The sequence below is a fragment of the Streptomyces sp. Y7 genome (genome assembly GCF_043195415.1).
In the GTDB taxonomy this organism is placed as follows: Bacteria; Actinomycetota; Actinomycetes; order Streptomycetales; family Streptomycetaceae; genus Streptomyces.
Genome location: NZ_JBIDDQ010000017.1, coordinates 1 through 14,142, shown reverse-complemented (window position 1 = coordinate 14,142; position 14,142 = coordinate 1). Strand labels below are relative to the sequence as shown.

Annotated in this window: 12 protein-coding genes; 5 read left to right on the top strand and 7 right to left on the bottom strand. The window is 72.7% G+C overall.

From position 1 onward, the window contains the following. The first annotated feature begins 21 nt into the window (after positions 1–21). Positions 22–495, top strand: coding sequence for a hypothetical protein (locus ACGFW6_RS31075; protein ID WP_393517166.1), 474 nt, complete (start codon positions 22–24; stop codon positions 493–495). Positions 496–503: 8 nt separating this feature from the next. Here ACGFW6_RS31075 and ACGFW6_RS31070 read toward each other — a convergent pair whose 3' ends face one another. Continuing rightward, positions 504–1,409 (bottom strand): ketopantoate reductase family protein, encoded by a 906-nt coding sequence (locus ACGFW6_RS31070; RefSeq protein WP_393517163.1) that lies wholly within the window; start codon positions 1,407–1,409, stop codon positions 504–506. Positions 1,410–1,504: 95 nt separating this feature from the next. Here ACGFW6_RS31070 and ACGFW6_RS31065 point away from each other — a divergent pair, with 95 nt between their 5' ends. Then, positions 1,505–1,744: a DUF2277 domain-containing protein gene (locus tag ACGFW6_RS31065; protein ID WP_030964487.1), complete on the top strand. Its 240-nt coding sequence runs from the start codon at positions 1,505–1,507 to the stop codon at positions 1,742–1,744. 75 nt (positions 1,745–1,819) lie between these two features. On the opposite strand, the gene ACGFW6_RS31060 is transcribed toward ACGFW6_RS31065, so the two are convergent. From ACGFW6_RS31060 to ACGFW6_RS31040, 5 genes are all read right to left on the bottom strand, one after another. Then, a complete protein-coding gene (locus tag ACGFW6_RS31060; RefSeq protein ID WP_393517160.1) occupies positions 1,820–2,446 on the bottom strand; it encodes a DedA family protein in 627 nt (208 codons plus the stop codon). Between the two features lie 247 nt (positions 2,447–2,693). Next, positions 2,694–3,131: a DoxX family protein gene (locus ACGFW6_RS31055; protein ID WP_393517157.1), complete on the bottom strand. Its 438-nt coding sequence runs from the start codon at positions 3,129–3,131 to the stop codon at positions 2,694–2,696. A gap of 89 nt (positions 3,132–3,220) precedes the next feature. Continuing rightward, complete coding sequence (locus tag ACGFW6_RS31050; RefSeq protein ID WP_393517154.1) at positions 3,221–5,119, bottom strand: FAD/NAD(P)-binding protein; 1,899 nt, start codon at positions 5,117–5,119, stop codon at positions 3,221–3,223. A gap of 552 nt (positions 5,120–5,671) precedes the next feature. Then, complete coding sequence (locus ACGFW6_RS31045; protein ID WP_393517574.1) at positions 5,672–7,300, bottom strand: alkaline phosphatase D family protein; 1,629 nt, start codon at positions 7,298–7,300, stop codon at positions 5,672–5,674. Positions 7,301–7,477: 177 nt separating this feature from the next. Next, positions 7,478–8,122 carry an HNH endonuclease family protein gene (locus ACGFW6_RS31040; protein ID WP_107906805.1) on the bottom strand — a complete coding sequence of 215 codons (645 nt, stop codon included), beginning with the start codon at positions 8,120–8,122 and terminating at the stop codon, positions 7,478–7,480. Positions 8,123–8,533: 411 nt separating this feature from the next. Here ACGFW6_RS31040 and ACGFW6_RS31035 point away from each other — a divergent pair, with 411 nt between their 5' ends. Both ACGFW6_RS31035 and ACGFW6_RS31030 read left to right on the top strand, forming a co-directional pair. Next, entirely contained in the window at positions 8,534–9,115 is a 582-nt protein-coding gene (locus ACGFW6_RS31035) for a TMEM165/GDT1 family protein (RefSeq protein WP_393517150.1), read from the top strand. Positions 9,116–9,584: 469 nt separating this feature from the next. Continuing rightward, complete coding sequence (locus ACGFW6_RS31030) at positions 9,585–10,253, top strand: HAD family hydrolase (RefSeq protein ID WP_393517147.1); 669 nt, start codon at positions 9,585–9,587, stop codon at positions 10,251–10,253. Positions 10,254–10,723: 470 nt separating this feature from the next. Here the strand turns inward: ACGFW6_RS31030 and ACGFW6_RS31025 are convergent, their stop codons facing one another. Beyond that, entirely contained in the window at positions 10,724–11,596 is an 873-nt protein-coding gene (locus ACGFW6_RS31025; protein WP_393517145.1) for a peptidoglycan-binding protein, read from the bottom strand. 371 nt (positions 11,597–11,967) lie between these two features. Here ACGFW6_RS31025 and ACGFW6_RS31020 point away from each other — a divergent pair, with 371 nt between their 5' ends. Beyond that, the gene (locus ACGFW6_RS31020) at positions 11,968–14,034 is read left to right on the top strand and encodes an MDR family MFS transporter (RefSeq protein WP_393517142.1); all 2,067 of its coding nucleotides are present in this window, start codon (positions 11,968–11,970) and stop codon (positions 14,032–14,034) included. Positions 14,035–14,142 lie beyond the last annotated feature (108 nt).

Genomic DNA, 14,142 nt, shown 5'->3' with positions numbered 1-14,142 from the left:
GGCGAAGCGCAGGAGGGGTGAATGGGCGGTCCTGGCAGCGGATTCCGGCTGGAGCGCGGCTCGACGGGGTTCTTCACGGGCAGCGACCCGGACCCACGCGCCACCGATCCCAAGGTGTGCCGTACGGCCTGGTACGCGGCGGCCCGAGCCGCCGGCGGGCGGGTCACGGCGTTCGGGACGCGGCAGCTCGCGCAGACCTTCCACACCGCGACCATGGACGGCCCGGACGGCCGCCACTGCGCCCTGTTCCAGACCTGCTTCCCGCTCGTCGCGTTCGTGGACGAGCCGCGGGACTGGTACACCGACCAGTTCCGGGAACCGCCCGCCTGGGCCGCCGGGCTCGGTGACTTCGGGTTCACCGTGCTGGGCGCGGCGGTGCTGCGGTCCTCGCTCTCCACGGCGGACCTCTCCGCTCTGTCCGCCGTGGAGCGGCGGCAGATCGACTGCTGGCGGCCCGAGACCGTCGGCGCGGTGCTCTTCAACTCCTGGGACTGAGGCGCCGGCTAGTGGCCCGCCGCCCTCAACTCGCCCACCAGGGCGGTCGCCACGGGTACCGGCACGCCGTGCCGGTCGGCCGCGCGGAGCAACGCGCCGCCGATGGCGTCCAGTTCGAGGGGGCGGCCCGCCTCGGCGTCCCGCTGCATCGAGGACTTCGTGGTGGCCGGGAAGGCGTCGTAGCGGGCGAGGGCCAGGGACGGGTCGGAAGGTCCGCCGCAGGCCGCGCTGACGGCCGTCGCCTCGTCGACGAGGGCGAGCAACTCCTCGCGGTGCCGGGTGCGTACGTCGCCGATGGGCAGGGCGTAGCGGGTGGTCAGGAGGGCGAAGGGGGCCAGCAGGGACATCTTCGCCCAGAGCGTCGCCGCCTCGTCGGCGTGCACCCGGGTCGTGGGCCCGGCCGCGTCGAGGGCCTGCGCCAGGGCGGCCAGGCGGTCGTCGGGGACCGGGTCACCGGTGAGGTCGATCTCGGCGAACGGGGTGCCGTGCTCGATCTCCCCCGGCGCGACGCGGGTCGACTCGGCACGGATGGCGGCGGGCGCCACCCGGTCCGGGCGGTACCGGGCCCGCAGGTGCTCGGGGTGTTCGACGCCGTTCAGGAACGGTACGACCAGTCCGTCGCCCAGCAGGGTGGGCGGGACCCGGGTCAGGGACGCGTCGAGGGCCGTGGCCTTGACCGCGATCAGGCAGGCGTCGACCGGCTCGCGGAGCTCGGTGTCGGCCTCGACCGGGGCCGTGAAGTCGCCGAAGAGGCCGCTGCGGACGTGGATCCCCTTCGCGGCCAGGGTCTTCGCCGTCTCGTCGCCGGCCAGGCAGATGACACGGTGGCCGGAGCGGGACAGCAGCGCGGCGAGCAGTCCGCCGATGCCGCCCGGGCCCAGGATCGCCACGGTCAGTCCGTCGTTCGCGGTCATGCGCATCCTCTCGTCGGTCGGCCCCACCCCCTCAGCGGTGGCCGCCTGGACGTGATCATGGCAGACGGGCACGGTCCCGAGGGAGACTGTTCGACATGTGCCGCAGTATCAAGACACTCCGTCCGCCCGTGTTGCCCGAGGAGGCGACGGAGGAAGAGATCCGGGCCGCCGCCCTCCAGTACGTGCGCAAGGTCTCCGGCTTCCGCGCCCCGGCCGCGCACAACAGGGAGGTCTTCGACCGCGCCGTGGAGGCCATCGCCGAGGCCACGGCCGAACTGCTCGACGGACTGGAGGTACGAGGCGCCCCCGCGACGGCGCGCAGGGCGGCCGGATAACGCCGTAGGGACCGGCCGACGGCAGCGGGTACGGCTACCGGTGTACCCGCGCCGCTTCCGCGTGCCTTCCCCCGCCTACGCCTCCGCGGGCTTCCGGCGCACCAGATACGTCGCCCCGGCCCCCGCCGCGAACAGCGCCGCCACCGACACCCCCGTGGCCAGCCAGGTCGCGCCCAGCCACTGGGCGCCGAAGTAGCCGAGGGCCACGCTGTAGACGGCCCAGGCCAGCCCCGCCAGGGCGGACCAGGGCAGGAAGTCGCGGACGCGGCGGTGGGTGGCACCGGCGCCCAGGGAGACCACCGAGCGGCCGGCCGGAGCGAAGCGGGCCACGACGACGAGAGCGCCGCCACCCCGGGCCAGGGCCGCGCCGAGACGTTCCTGCGCCGCGGTCAGACGGCGGGAGCGGGCGATCGCGCGGTCCAGCCGGGCCCCGCCGCGCCAGGCGAGGCGGTAGGCGACCAGGTCGCCGAGCACGGAGGCCGTCGCGGCGCAGAGCGTCAGGGCCAGGATGTCCGGGACCTCGCCGGGCACCTCCCCGGTGGCGGCACCGGAACCCGCGGCCGCCGCCGTGGCCGCCGTGATCACCAGAACGCCGCTGGGCAGGACCGGTACGAACACGTCCAGCAGCACCGACACCGCGACCACCACATAGATCCATGGGCCCGCGGTCAACGCGCCCACGTCCTCGATCCCCTCGAGCACCGCAACTCCCCGTTTACCCCCGTGGCCAGACCCGTGCCGCGACGTCCTGGGGGAGCGGCAGGGGCGGCCTATGACAGCCATACAGCGTACGCCGGGGGTGTGACGGGAGATCCATCGGGTGCTCGTGTGTTCGGCACAGCATGTTCACCCGGCAGAGGGGGCCCGGTCGCCGGGGCACGCGCGACGGCGCCCGGGCCCGCCGGGTGCGCGGGCACGGACGCCGTCGGACGGGACCGGGTCAGGTCGGTCAGGCCGCGACCGGCGTCTGGTCGGCCGCCGTGCCGGTCTGCGCGGTGGAGCGCTTGGCGAACAGCCGGTCCAGGCCGAAGGCACCGGAGCCGGTGAAGATCAGCAGGAACATCGCCCAGCAGTACATCGCGGCGCCTTCGCCGCTGTTCTCGATGGGCCACAGCGCCTGCGGCTGGTGGACCTTGAAGTACGCGTACGCCATGGCGCCGGAGGATATGAACGCCGCGGCACGGGTGCCGAGGCCGAGCAGGACCAGGCTGCCGCCGACGAGTTCGATCACCGCGGCGTACCAGGCGGGCCAGGCGCCGGTCTCCGGGGTCTCGCCGCCGAAGGCGCCGAACAGCGAGTTGGCGCCGTGGCAGGCGAAGAGCAGGCCGACGACGATGCGGAACAGGCCGATGGCATACGGCTGGGCGCTGTTGAGGCGTCCGGTCATGTGGGGGGCTCCCTCGGTCTGGCACGGCCGATGCCGGTGAGCACCGGCCTGGGGACGGAACGTGAACGGTGGCCCCACGTTAGGCTGACCTAATCAATGCTTGCAAGTTCAACATTTGGCCACGCCTGCACCTCGGCATCCCCTCCCGCCCCCGGGATAACGGCACGTAGTGCCGCCCTCGCCACCGCGTCCGCATCCGAAAGAGTGACCGAATCCACACCCGGCCGCGCCCCCGCCGCCGTCACCCAGTGCACCCCCTCCGTGGGCACGCCGAACGCGAACCGCCGTGCGTGCGCGCGCCCCTGACGGTCGATCAGCCGAAAGGGCCGCCGGGTCACGTCCAGCCCGCCGGTCTCGTAGCCGTCGACCGAGTGCGGCCGGCACTGCCCCGTCTTCAGCAGCCTGGCGAGCAGTTCGTCCCCCGTGCGGCGCAAGTCCGGCTCGGGCAGCCGGGCTTCGACGAGCGTCGTCGCCCGCACCGCCGACCCCGGCACCTCGGGGGAGTGCGCCATCCAGGCGTCCGCCTCCTCCCGCACCTCCATCCGTGGCCCGAGCACGTCCACCACCCCCGCCTCCATCAGCGCCACCAGCTCCTCGACACGTCGGCGCGGCGGGCCGATGGACAGGAAGGCGTTGAGCGGGGTGTACCAGCGGTCCAGATGGTCCCGGCGCGAGCCGCCGGTGAGACCGGCGTGGTCGACGATCAGGCGCAGTTCGTTGCGCAGGTCGCGCAGCACGTCCAGGGCCGACTTCAGCGGGCCGTGCACATTGCCCCGGGCGGCCTGCGCGGCGTCCTCGCGCAAGTGCGCCAGCAGCCAGTCGCGCCACCGCCCGGGATCCGGGAGGTCGCACCCGGCGTACGGCCGGGAGATCCGGTCCCAGCTCCAGCGCTCCGCCCGCGGTATCCCGAACTCGTCGAGCACGCGCGCCTCTTGGGGGTCGCGGTGCGGGACGGCCAGGAAGCGGCCGGTGAACTCCGGGCGCCCGGCCCTCGGTATCAGCGCCGCGTAGTACACCGTCTCCACCTCCTTCGCCACCAGCGGCCATATCTCCGCGAGGAAGTCCGGTGCCTCGCCCGAGTCGGCGCGCTTGCGGAAACCGGCGATCACCTCCGGTGTCAGGACCAGCGGGAGATGGCGGCCGTAGGGCCCCTTCGCGTTGTCGCCGCGGGCCTGGTACGGGATGCCGCGCCGCGAACCGGCGTACAGGCGCGGCTCGTTGCCGGAGGGGAGGTAGCGCAGCCCCGCGGCCTCGCGGACGAACCGGCCGCCTCGGCCCGTCGTCAACAGGGCGGTGTGATCGAAGAAGTTGAGTCCCAGGCCGCGCAGCAGCACCGGTTCGCCCGGGGGCACGGCGGACAGGTCCACATCGGCCGGATTGGCGGGCGCCACGTACCGCAGGCCGTGCCGTTCGGCGTGGGCGGCGAGGCGACGGAGGCCGGCGTCGGGGGCCGTCGGCAGATGGCCCTGCGCCAGCACCACGGCGGACAGCCCGGGCAGTACGCGGCCGTCGTCGAGGGTGAGCGCCTGCCGGCCGTCGGGCGCGTCGTCGAGCCGTACCGCACGGGCCGCGTACGTCTCGACGCGCACGGCCGGCGGTGCCTCGCGCACGACCTTCGCGAACACCCACTCCAGGTAACGGCCGTACCGGGCGCGGGTGGGGTACTCGTCCGGGCCCAGCTCGCCCGCCGCCCAGTCGTACAGGCTGGGGCCGGGCCGGATCGGGCCCGAGCAGTCGACGCTGTCGTCGGTGAAGAGGGTGACCTGCGAGGACACCGTGTTCATCAGCAGCTCGGGCGACTGCGCGGTCCGCCACACCTGTCCCGGGCCGGGCGGAGCCGGGTCGATCACATGGACCGTGAGGAGCGCGCCGGGCGGCAGGAGTTCGGTGGCGCTGGCGCACAGGCGTTCCAGGACGCTGGTGCCGCGGGGTCCGGCACCGACCAGGGCGACGGAGACCAGGGCCGGTGCGGGGGGCGGAGCGGTCAAAGGGGTGACTCCCGGGCGTGTGGGGCGCGTTGGAGCGGGCGAGCCGTCGCGCGGAAGCGGACGGTCCGGCTCATCATGCCGTCGTCGGCGGGGCGGGCTCGGCCCGGGGGTCGGTGAGTGTGGGATGCATCACGAGCATCACGTGCCACGCCGGTCACAAGCGGTCGGAACGGTTCCAATAGGGGGCGAGTTCGGACGCGGCGGTGATATCGCGGGGGGGGCGGGTTCGTCGTCGGCCGCGGGCCGGTGGGGGCCGATCGCGCAGTTCCCCGCGCCCCTGAAGGGTGGCTGCGCCACGGCCCACTCAGGGGCTCGCGCGCGTGAAGGGTGGCTGTGCCGCGGTCCACGGCCGCGGGCCGGTGGGGGCCGGTCGCGCAGTTCCCCGCGCCCCTGAAGGGTGGCTGCGCCACAGCCCACTCAGGGGCTTGTGTGCGTGAAGGGTGGCTGTGCCGCGGTCCACTCAGGGGCGCGGGGAACTGCGCGGGCAACCCGCGACAACCCGCGGGCGCCATCGCACCGACAGCCCCGAGCCCTCATGCGACGGCCCCACCCTCACGGCGTGAGCTGCGACTCCGCCACCACGTCCAGCCGCGCGGCGCCCCGCGCCTGCTCCAACCGCAGCCGCGCCGAACGCCTCCCCAGCGTCAGGGTCATCAGCTGGTTGCCGAACCAGGGCCCGCCCGTCCGGCGCCAGTCGATCGGCGGCCGAGGACAGCCCCCGTGCCCCGCGAACCGCCGCCCCAGCACCCGGGCGAGCCCGCTCCAGCCGAAGCGGAAGCCGAGCCGGATCGCGAGCGGGATGGCGTTGTGGACGGGCGAACAGGTCAGCTGCAGGACCCGGGCGTCCGGCCCGGTGCCGGCCGGCCAGGCCGGCTCGGCGATGTACGCGTGATGCACGTCCCCCGACAGGACGCACACCGTCGCCGGCGCGTCCGGCCCCGATCCGGCCTCCGCGATCAGTTCCGTCAGCGCGTCGAAGGACGACGGGAACGCCGCCCAGTGCTCCAGATCGGCCCGCCGCCGCAGATCCTCGCCGAACCGCGCCCAGCGCTCCCCGCGCTCGCCCCGGCACAGCGCCGCGTTCCACGCCTCGGCGTCGTGCACCAGATGCGGCAGCAGCCACGGCAGGGACGTACCGATGAGGAGGTGGTCGTAGGAGCCGGGAGCGTCGAGGGCCTGCTCGCGCAGCCACCGCGCCTCACCGGGGTCGAGCATCGACCGCGCCTCCTCGTCGAGGACGCGGGCCGCCCGGGTGTCCACCATCAGCAGCCGCACCCGGCCGAAGTCGCGCCGGTAGCTCCAGCGGACCGACGCCGGGTCGGCGTCCGCCTTGCACGCGAAGGAGCGCAGCTCGTCGGTGCCGTCGGGGGTCTCGCGTACGGCGGCGAAGAGCGGGTCGGAGGCCAGCTCGGCCGGGGACAGATTCCCCAGGTGCTGATGCACCCAGTACGACATCAGCCCGCTCAGCAGGCGCTCGCGCCACCACGGGGTGGCCCGCATGTCGGCGAGCCAGGCGGCGGAGGTGTTCCAGTCGTCTATGACGTCGTGGTCGTCGAAGATCATGCAGCTGGGCACGGTGGACAGCAGCCAGCGCACCTCCGGGTCGAGCCAGGACTCGTAGTAGAGGCGGGTGTACTCCTCGTAGTCCGCGACCTCGTTGCCCGGCGGTTCGCTCAGGTCGCGGCGGGCCGCCAGCCAGCGCCTGGTCGCCTTGGACGTCTCGTCGGCGTACACCTGGTCGCCCAGCAGCACCAGCACGTCCGGCCGCTCACCGTCCGGGTCGGCCGCCATCCGGGCCGCCAGTGTGTCCAGGGCGTCCGGTCCGACCGGGTCCTTCTCGTCGGCGGGCGGCGCGGCCCAGCGGCAGGAGCCGAAGGCGAGCCGGACGGGCTCGCTCCCGTCCGGGGTGCGGATCACCGAGGGCGGGAAGGGCGAGTCGGCCAGCGGCCACACGCCCGTGCCGTCCAGGAGGACCTCGTACGGCGTCGTCGTCCCGGGTGTGAGGCCGTTGACCGGCACGAGGGCGTAGTGATGGCCGGCGACCTGGAAGGTGCGGGCCTCACCGCCGGCCCCGTCCGCCGCGCGCACCTGGACGGCGCACGGACGGCTCGCCTCGACCCACACGGTCGCGGCCGAGCCGTCGACGTACCTCAGCAGGGGACCCAGGCGCAGTTCGGCCACGTCGATGCCCGCCCTCTTCTCCGGTCGGTTCACCTCCGGCGCGCCCGTTCGGCTCACGTCGGTCGTCGCCCCGTACGGTACGGAACGACGGAGGAGAACGGGGAGGTTCCGCAGATCACGGTTTGCCGAACTCCTCGGCTCACGGTCGGCTCACCGCGGACCGGGCGGGCGCTCCGTTCAGCAGCTCGCGAGGTAGTTCGTGAGGGCGGACTTCTCGGCCGAGTCGACCGAGAGGCCGTAGTAGTACTTCACCTGCACCCAGGCGCGGACGTACGTGCAGCGGTAGGCCGTGCGCGAGGGCATCCAGGTGGCCGGGTCCTGGTCGCCCTTGGCCTGGTTCACGTTGTCCGTGACGGCGATCAGCTGCGGGCGGGTCAGGTCGTTGGCGAAGGACTGGCGCCGGGAGGTGGTCCAGCTGTCGGCGCCGGAGTCCCAGGCCTCGGCCAGCGGGACGAGGTGGTCGATGTCGAGGTCGGAGGCGGCGGTCCAGGTGGCGCCGTCGTAGACGGAGTACCAGCTGCCGCTCGTGGCGGCGCAGGAGGAGTCCTGGACGACGTTCGTGCCGTCGCGCTTGAGGACGACCTCGCGGGTGTTGCAGGCGCCGGACTGGGTGATCCAGTGCGGGAACAGGTCGCGGTCGTAGCCCGTGCGGTCCTCGGCGGCCACGGTGAGGGAGGCGAGGTAGGTGCGGGCGGTGGCGGCGCTGACGGGGGTGGGGAGCGCGGCGGAGGCGGTCGGAGCGTTGAAGAGGGCGACGGAGGCTATGAGGCCGCTGAGGGCAGCGAGTATGCTGACCCGTCGACGCGCGTAGAACTTCGACATGCTAACTCCCTTGAGGGGTGGGGGTGTTGGCGAGCGAGCGAGGGAATGCTCGCCACGCCGCATTGCGGGGAGGTGTGCGTCCGGTTAGAAGTTAGTGACGTGTTCATGACACGACAAGGTTGAGAGTGTGACTTTCTTCCTGTGAATCCGTCGATGGCTCGTTCGACTGCGTCGCGTACGATGGGTGACGCAGAAGGGGAGTAGCTCTTCGCCGGACCGTCGACATACTGCTCAGCTCGCCTGAGCCGGCGCCCGGAGGTAGACCTCGTCCACGAGGTCGGCCAGCGAGACCTTCGGCAAGCAGTGCACGCCTGTGCCCCACGGCGCGGGTGCCCAGTGTGCTGCCGTGCCGAGGTGTCGTAGCGCACACACATCGCTCTCGGTGGGGCAGCCCCGACCGATTGAGGAACCTTGATCAGCTTCACCGTGACGGCGGTCGTCTTCGGCGTCGTCTTCCTCGCCGAACTGCCCGACAAGACCGCGCTGGCCGGGCTCGTCCTCGGTACGCGCTATCGCGCCTCGTACGTCTTCGCCGGTGTCGCCGCCGCGTTCGCGGTGCACGTCGCGCTGGCCGTGGCGGCCGGAAGCGTGCTGACGCTGCTGCCGCAGCAGATCCTGCACGCGCTCACCGGTGTGCTCTTCCTGGGCGGCGCGGCCGTGCTGCTCATGAAGCGGGACGAGGACGAGGAGGAGATCCGCAAGCCGGAGAACCAGTCGTTCTGGAAGGTGTCCGGCGCCGGGTTCATGCTCATCCTGGTCGCCGAGTTCGGTGATCTGACCCAGATCATGACGGCGAACCTCGCGGCGCGCTACGACGATCCGCTGTCCGTCGGTCTCGGGGCGGTGCTGGCGCTGTGGGCCGTGGCCGGGATCGGCATCGTCGGCGGCAAGGCCCTGATGCGCCGGGTGCCGCTGAAGCTGATCACCAAGGTGGCGGCGCTGGTGATGCTGGTGATGGGCGTCTGGAGCCTGTGGGAGGCGATCGCGGGGTGAGCCGGCTTGGCCGCTGGGCCGCTGGGCCGCTGGGGCCGCTGGGCCGCTGGGGCGGCCTGGGCGGCTGGGCGGCTGGGCGATCTGGGGTGACTGGGTCGGCTGAGGTGCTTGAGTCGGCTGGGTCGGCCGGCCCGGGGGTTTCGGTGGTCGGTCGTCGTGGACGCGAGTGGCTTCGGCGGTGGGTCGTCCTGATTTCGGGTGGCTTCGGTGGTCGGTCGTCGTAGTTCCGAGGCGGCTTCGGCGGTGGGTTGTTCTGCGTGCGGCGGGCTCGGTGATCGGCCGTCCGGGCGCCGCGGGAGCTGAACTGTCGGTGAACGGTTGCTGGAGGCGGTGGCGCGATCGCGGCTCGGTTTTGTACCGTGGAGAAACAAAGTGGTCCCCGCCCGTTTTCCCTGACCGGCGGGCGGGGCCACCTTGTCCCTCCGGGGGCCAGTCCGTACCCCCGTGCCCCTCGCCTTGGAGCTGCCGAATGACGGCCACGACCGTGCCCACCGTGCTCACCGCCCGTGCTCTCCTGCTCGACATGGACGGCACCCTCGTCAACTCCGACGCCGTGGTGGAGCGGATCTGGCGTCGCTGGGCCGAGCGGCACGGGCTGGACGGCGACGAGGTGATGAAGGTCGTGCACGGACGTCAGGGGTACGCCTCGATGGCGCTGCTGCTGCCCGGGCGGCCGATGGAGCAGAACCACGCGGACAACGCGCGCATGCTCGCCGAGGAGACGGCGGACGTGGACGGCGTCGTGCCGATTCCCGGGGCGCCGGAGTTCCTGGCCTCCCTGCGGGGGCTGCCGCACGCGCTCGTGACGTCGGCCGACGTCCCGTTGTCGACGGCGCGGATGGCTGCCGCGGGGCTGGATCTGCCGGACGTGCGGGTGACCGCGGAGTCGGTGGGTGCGAGCAAGCCCGATCCCGAGGGGTTTCTGAAGGGCGCCGCCGAACTGGGGGTCGCGCCGGCGGACTGTGTGGTGTTCGAGGACTCGGGGGCCGGCATCGAGGCGGGGCGCTCCGCGGGGATGCGGGTCGTGGGGGTCGGGGGGAGGGCCGGGATCCACGGGCCGGATGTGCTGGTACGGGATCTGCGGCAGGTTCGGGTCGAGGGCGTGGCCGGTGGCGGGATCCGGTTGATCATCGCCTGAGAGCCCGGTGGCGCGGGGTTCGGTGGCGCGTGCGGACCGGTGGGGGCCGCTCGCGCAGTTCCCCGCGCCCCTGAGGTCAGCCTCGCGACCGCCGATTCGGCAGTGGAGTCGGGGGCGCATCCAGGACGCGGGCTTCCGTGGCCAACCCCAGGGGCGCGGGGAACTGCGCGATCAGCCACCTACGGCCCGCACCCGCCGATTCGGCAGTGGAGTCGGCGGCGCATCCAGGACTCGGGCTTCCGTGGCCTACCCGGGGGCGCGGGGAACTGCGCGATCAGCCACCTGCGGCCCGCACTCGTCGATTCGGCAGTGGAGTGTTCGGTTCTTCTGGGGCTCGGGCTGGGGTCGCCGACTCAGGGGCGCGGGGAACTGCGCGAGCAACCCCCGCCGGTCCGCAGCCGCCCGACGGCCCGAGCGCCCGCGTTCTGCGGCGCACCGCCCCCGCGGCGCACCGCCCCCGCGGCGCACCGTCAGGGCTCTGTCGTTTCCGACTCCAGTCGCTCCCGTGTCTCCAGGTCGTACACCCCGTAGTCGTCCGGCTGGATCCCCCGTGCCCACTGGTACCGGGCGACCGCGTCCTCGACGCCCTCGTTGTAGTTGCCCCGTGCCTGCCGCGTGTACAGGCCGAGCTGGGTCAGGCGGAGTTCGAGTTCGGTGACCTCGGGCCCGCGGTCGCCCCGGCTCAGGACCTGCGGCGCGGGCTGGAGTTCGGCGGGGGACTCCTGCTCGGAGCCGGCCGCGGTCTCGGTGGGCGAGGGGGACTTCGTCGGCTCGGTCGACGGGGTCGGGGTCGGGGACGCCGTCGAGCGGGTCGGGGACGGCGAGGCCGTCGGGCTGTCCGTCGGTGACGCGGAGGTCGCGGGCACCGCCGGCCGGGACGCCGTCTCGGTCCGGGCGAGGCTCGTCCCCGACGCGCTGCTCGTCGGGGCCGGAACGCTCGCCCGTACGTCCTGCGGGAGCGCCGTCTTCCGGGACGGTGCGTCGTAGGAGAACATGCCGCTCGCCAGACCCGCCGCCGTCATCACGGCCACGAGGGCTCCGCCCGCGCCCAGCAGGATCGTGCGGCGGTGCCGGGAGGACGTGCTGCGGGTGTCGTCCGGGTCGTCCGGCTCGTACCGGTCCCCCCGGTCGTCGAGGTCGTCCCACTCGGCGGCGTCCGCTGCGGCCGACTCCGGCTCGAACAGGCTCAGGTCCTGCGCGCTCGGCGTGGTGACGGCCGACGCCAGCGGGGTCGGGAGCGTCGGCGCCCCGTCCGTGGTCGGAGGCGCGGGCGGTACCGGCGGCTGCGGGTCCACCTGACGCAGTTGCATCGTCTCGGCGGCGTGGTCGCCCTCCAGCTCCACGTATGGCCGTATGCGCAGCGGATCGAAGTCCTCGGCCGCTGCCGCCTCGGCCGTACGGGCGTCTCTGAGGGCCTCGGACGCGCGCTCGCCGCAGCCGCACGACGGGGTGTCGTCGGTCGCTCTCGGCGTGCCGCACCCCGGGCAAAGGTGACCATTCGGGCTACCCGGATCCTGTGGATCCCCGGCGCCCCCGGTACCCCTCGGCTCTGTCACGCGTTCGTCCCTCCCTAGCGAACTCCCCAGATTATGCAGACGTTCCTCACGCTCTCTCCCCAAGCCCCCGGAAGGGGCGATTCCAATGGGACTCGACAGGCCATAACGGGGCACAGCGATCACGATGGAGGGGGTAACGAGACCTACGGGAGGTCTTCATGGCCGGGGACGCGCACGGTATGACGGGAAATGTGCGTGACGCGCAGCCCCCCGATCGGCGCGCCGCGGCGCACGAGAACGTGCCCGGCAACGTCCTCGTCTCCATCGGCGCGCTGCTCCTCGGGATGCTGCTCGCCGCGCTCGACCAGACGATCGTGTCCACCGCGCTGCCCACCATCGTCAGCGACCTCGGAGGGCTCGAGCACCTGTCGTGGGTGGTGACGGCCTATCTGCTGGCGTCCACGGCCGTCACGCCGCTGTGGGGCAAGCTCGGTGACCAGTACGGGCGAAAGCGGCTCTTCCAGATCGCCATCGTGATCTTCCTCGTCGGGTCCGCTCTGTGCGGCATGGCGCAGGACATGGCTCAGCTCATCGCCTTCCGGGCCGTTCAGGGCGTCGGGGGCGGCGGGCTGATGGTGCTGTCCATGGCGATCGTCGGGGACATCGTGCCGCCGCGTGAACGTGGCCGGTACCAAGGGCTGTTCGGTGCGGTGTTCGGCGCGAGCAGTGTGCTCGGGCCGCTGCTCGGCGGGGTGTTCACGGAGCATCTGAGCTGGCGGTGGGTGTTCTACATCAACCTTCCCGTCGGGGTCGTCGCCCTCGTCGTCATCGCCGCCGTGCTGCGGATCCCGCGCAAGGCGACCCGTCATGTCATCGACTACCTCGGTACGTTCCTCATCGCCTCCGTCGCCACCTGTCTCGTCCTGGTCGCCTCTCTCGGCGGGACGACCTGGGCGTGGGGGTCGGTGCAGATCGTCGGACTGGCGCTGCTCGGGGTGGTGCTCACCGTGGCGTTCGTGGCGGTGGAGCGGACGGCCGCCGAACCCGTACTGCCGCTGCGGCTGTTCCAGGTGCGCACCTTCACGCTGTCCGCCGTCATCAGCTTCATCGTCGGGTTCGCCATGTTCGGCGCGATGACGTATCTGCCGACGTTCCTCCAGGTCGTGCAGGGCATCAGCCCGACCCTGTCCGGGGTGCACATGCTGCCGATGGTCGTCGGCATGCTGCTGGCGTCCACCGGATCCGGGCAGATCGTCAGCCGTACCGGACGCTGGAAGGTGTTCCCGATCACCGGGACCGGGGTCACGGTGATCGGGCTTCTGCTGCTGCATCAGCTGGACGTGGACAGCTCCACCTGGGAGATGAGCGTCTTCTTCTTCGTGTTCGGGCTGGGGCTCGGGCTGGTCATGCAGGTGCTCGTGCTGATCGTGCAGAACGCCGTGTCGTACGAGGACCTCGGTGTCGCCACCTCCGGGGCGACGTTCTTCCGGTCGATCGGGGCCTCGTTCGGGGTCGCGATCTTCGGCACGGTCTTCGCGAACCGGCTGGACGACAAACTGGTGGCGGCGTATCGGGGGGTGCGGCTGCCCGAAGGGGTCACGCTGGAGGGGCTGGAGGCGGATCCGCGCGGGATCTCCGAGCTGCCGGGGGCGTTGCGGCCGGCGGCGTTGCAGGCGTACGCGTCCTCGATCACCGATGTGTTCCTGTACGCGGCGCCGGTGGCGTTGGTGGGGTTCGTGCTCGCGTGGTTCCTGCGGGAGGACAGGCTGCGGGGGTCGGTGACCGCGCCCGATGTCACCGAGACGCTGGCCAGTAATCCTGTCGAGCGGTCGTCGTACGACGAGGTGTGCCGGGCGTTGTCGGTGCTGGGGACCCGGGAGGGGCGGCGGGAGGTGTACCGGACGATCACCGAGCGGGCGGGGTACGACCTGTTGCCGGCGGCGAGTTGGCTGTTGCTGCGGATCAAGAGGTACGGGCGCGTGGAGCCGGGGGTGCTGGCCGAGAAGAGTTCTGTGCCGTTGCCGGTGATCCTGGATGCGGCTCGGCAGGTGGAGGGGCGGGGGCTGGCTGTTCGGGAGGGGCTGGGTCTCGTGCTGAGCGAGAAGGGGGGGGTGGTGGCGGAGCGGCTCGCTCTTGTTCGGGAGGAGTCGTTGGCGGAGTTGCTGGGGGACTGGTGGGGGCCTTCTCGGCCGACTGATCTTGTGCAGTTGGTGAAGGAGCTGAATGGGGAGCTGTGTGGGTCGGAGCGGGAGCGGCCGGGGGCGGCCGGTGGGGGTGCGCGGTGATGCCTGCGGCGGCCCGTTGCCGAGGGTGGGGGTGCGTGTAGCGCCTGCGGTCGGTGGGTGGGTCGGGGGGGGGGGGGGGGGGGGGGGGGGGGGGGGGGGGGGGGGGGG

What these genes read in the sequence shown, in the direction of transcription:
- ACGFW6_RS31075 (WP_393517166.1), top strand. Translation starts at nt 22, where the DNA reads ATGGGCGGTCCTGGCAGCGGATTCCGGCTGGAGCGCGGCTCGACGGGG.
- ACGFW6_RS31070 (WP_393517163.1), bottom strand. Translation starts at nt 1,409, where the DNA reads ATGACCGCGAACGACGGACTGACCGTGGCGATCCTGGGCCCGGGCGGC.
- ACGFW6_RS31065 (WP_030964487.1), top strand. Translation starts at nt 1,505, where the DNA reads ATGTGCCGCAGTATCAAGACACTCCGTCCGCCCGTGTTGCCCGAGGAG.
- ACGFW6_RS31055 (WP_393517157.1), bottom strand. Translation starts at nt 3,131, where the DNA reads ATGACCGGACGCCTCAACAGCGCCCAGCCGTATGCCATCGGCCTGTTC.
- ACGFW6_RS31040 (WP_107906805.1), bottom strand. Translation starts at nt 8,122, where the DNA reads ATGTCGAAGTTCTACGCGCGTCGACGGGTCAGCATACTCGCTGCCCTC.
- ACGFW6_RS31030 (WP_393517147.1), top strand. Translation starts at nt 9,585, where the DNA reads ATGACGGCCACGACCGTGCCCACCGTGCTCACCGCCCGTGCTCTCCTG.
- ACGFW6_RS31020 (WP_393517142.1), top strand. Translation starts at nt 11,968, where the DNA reads ATGGCCGGGGACGCGCACGGTATGACGGGAAATGTGCGTGACGCGCAG.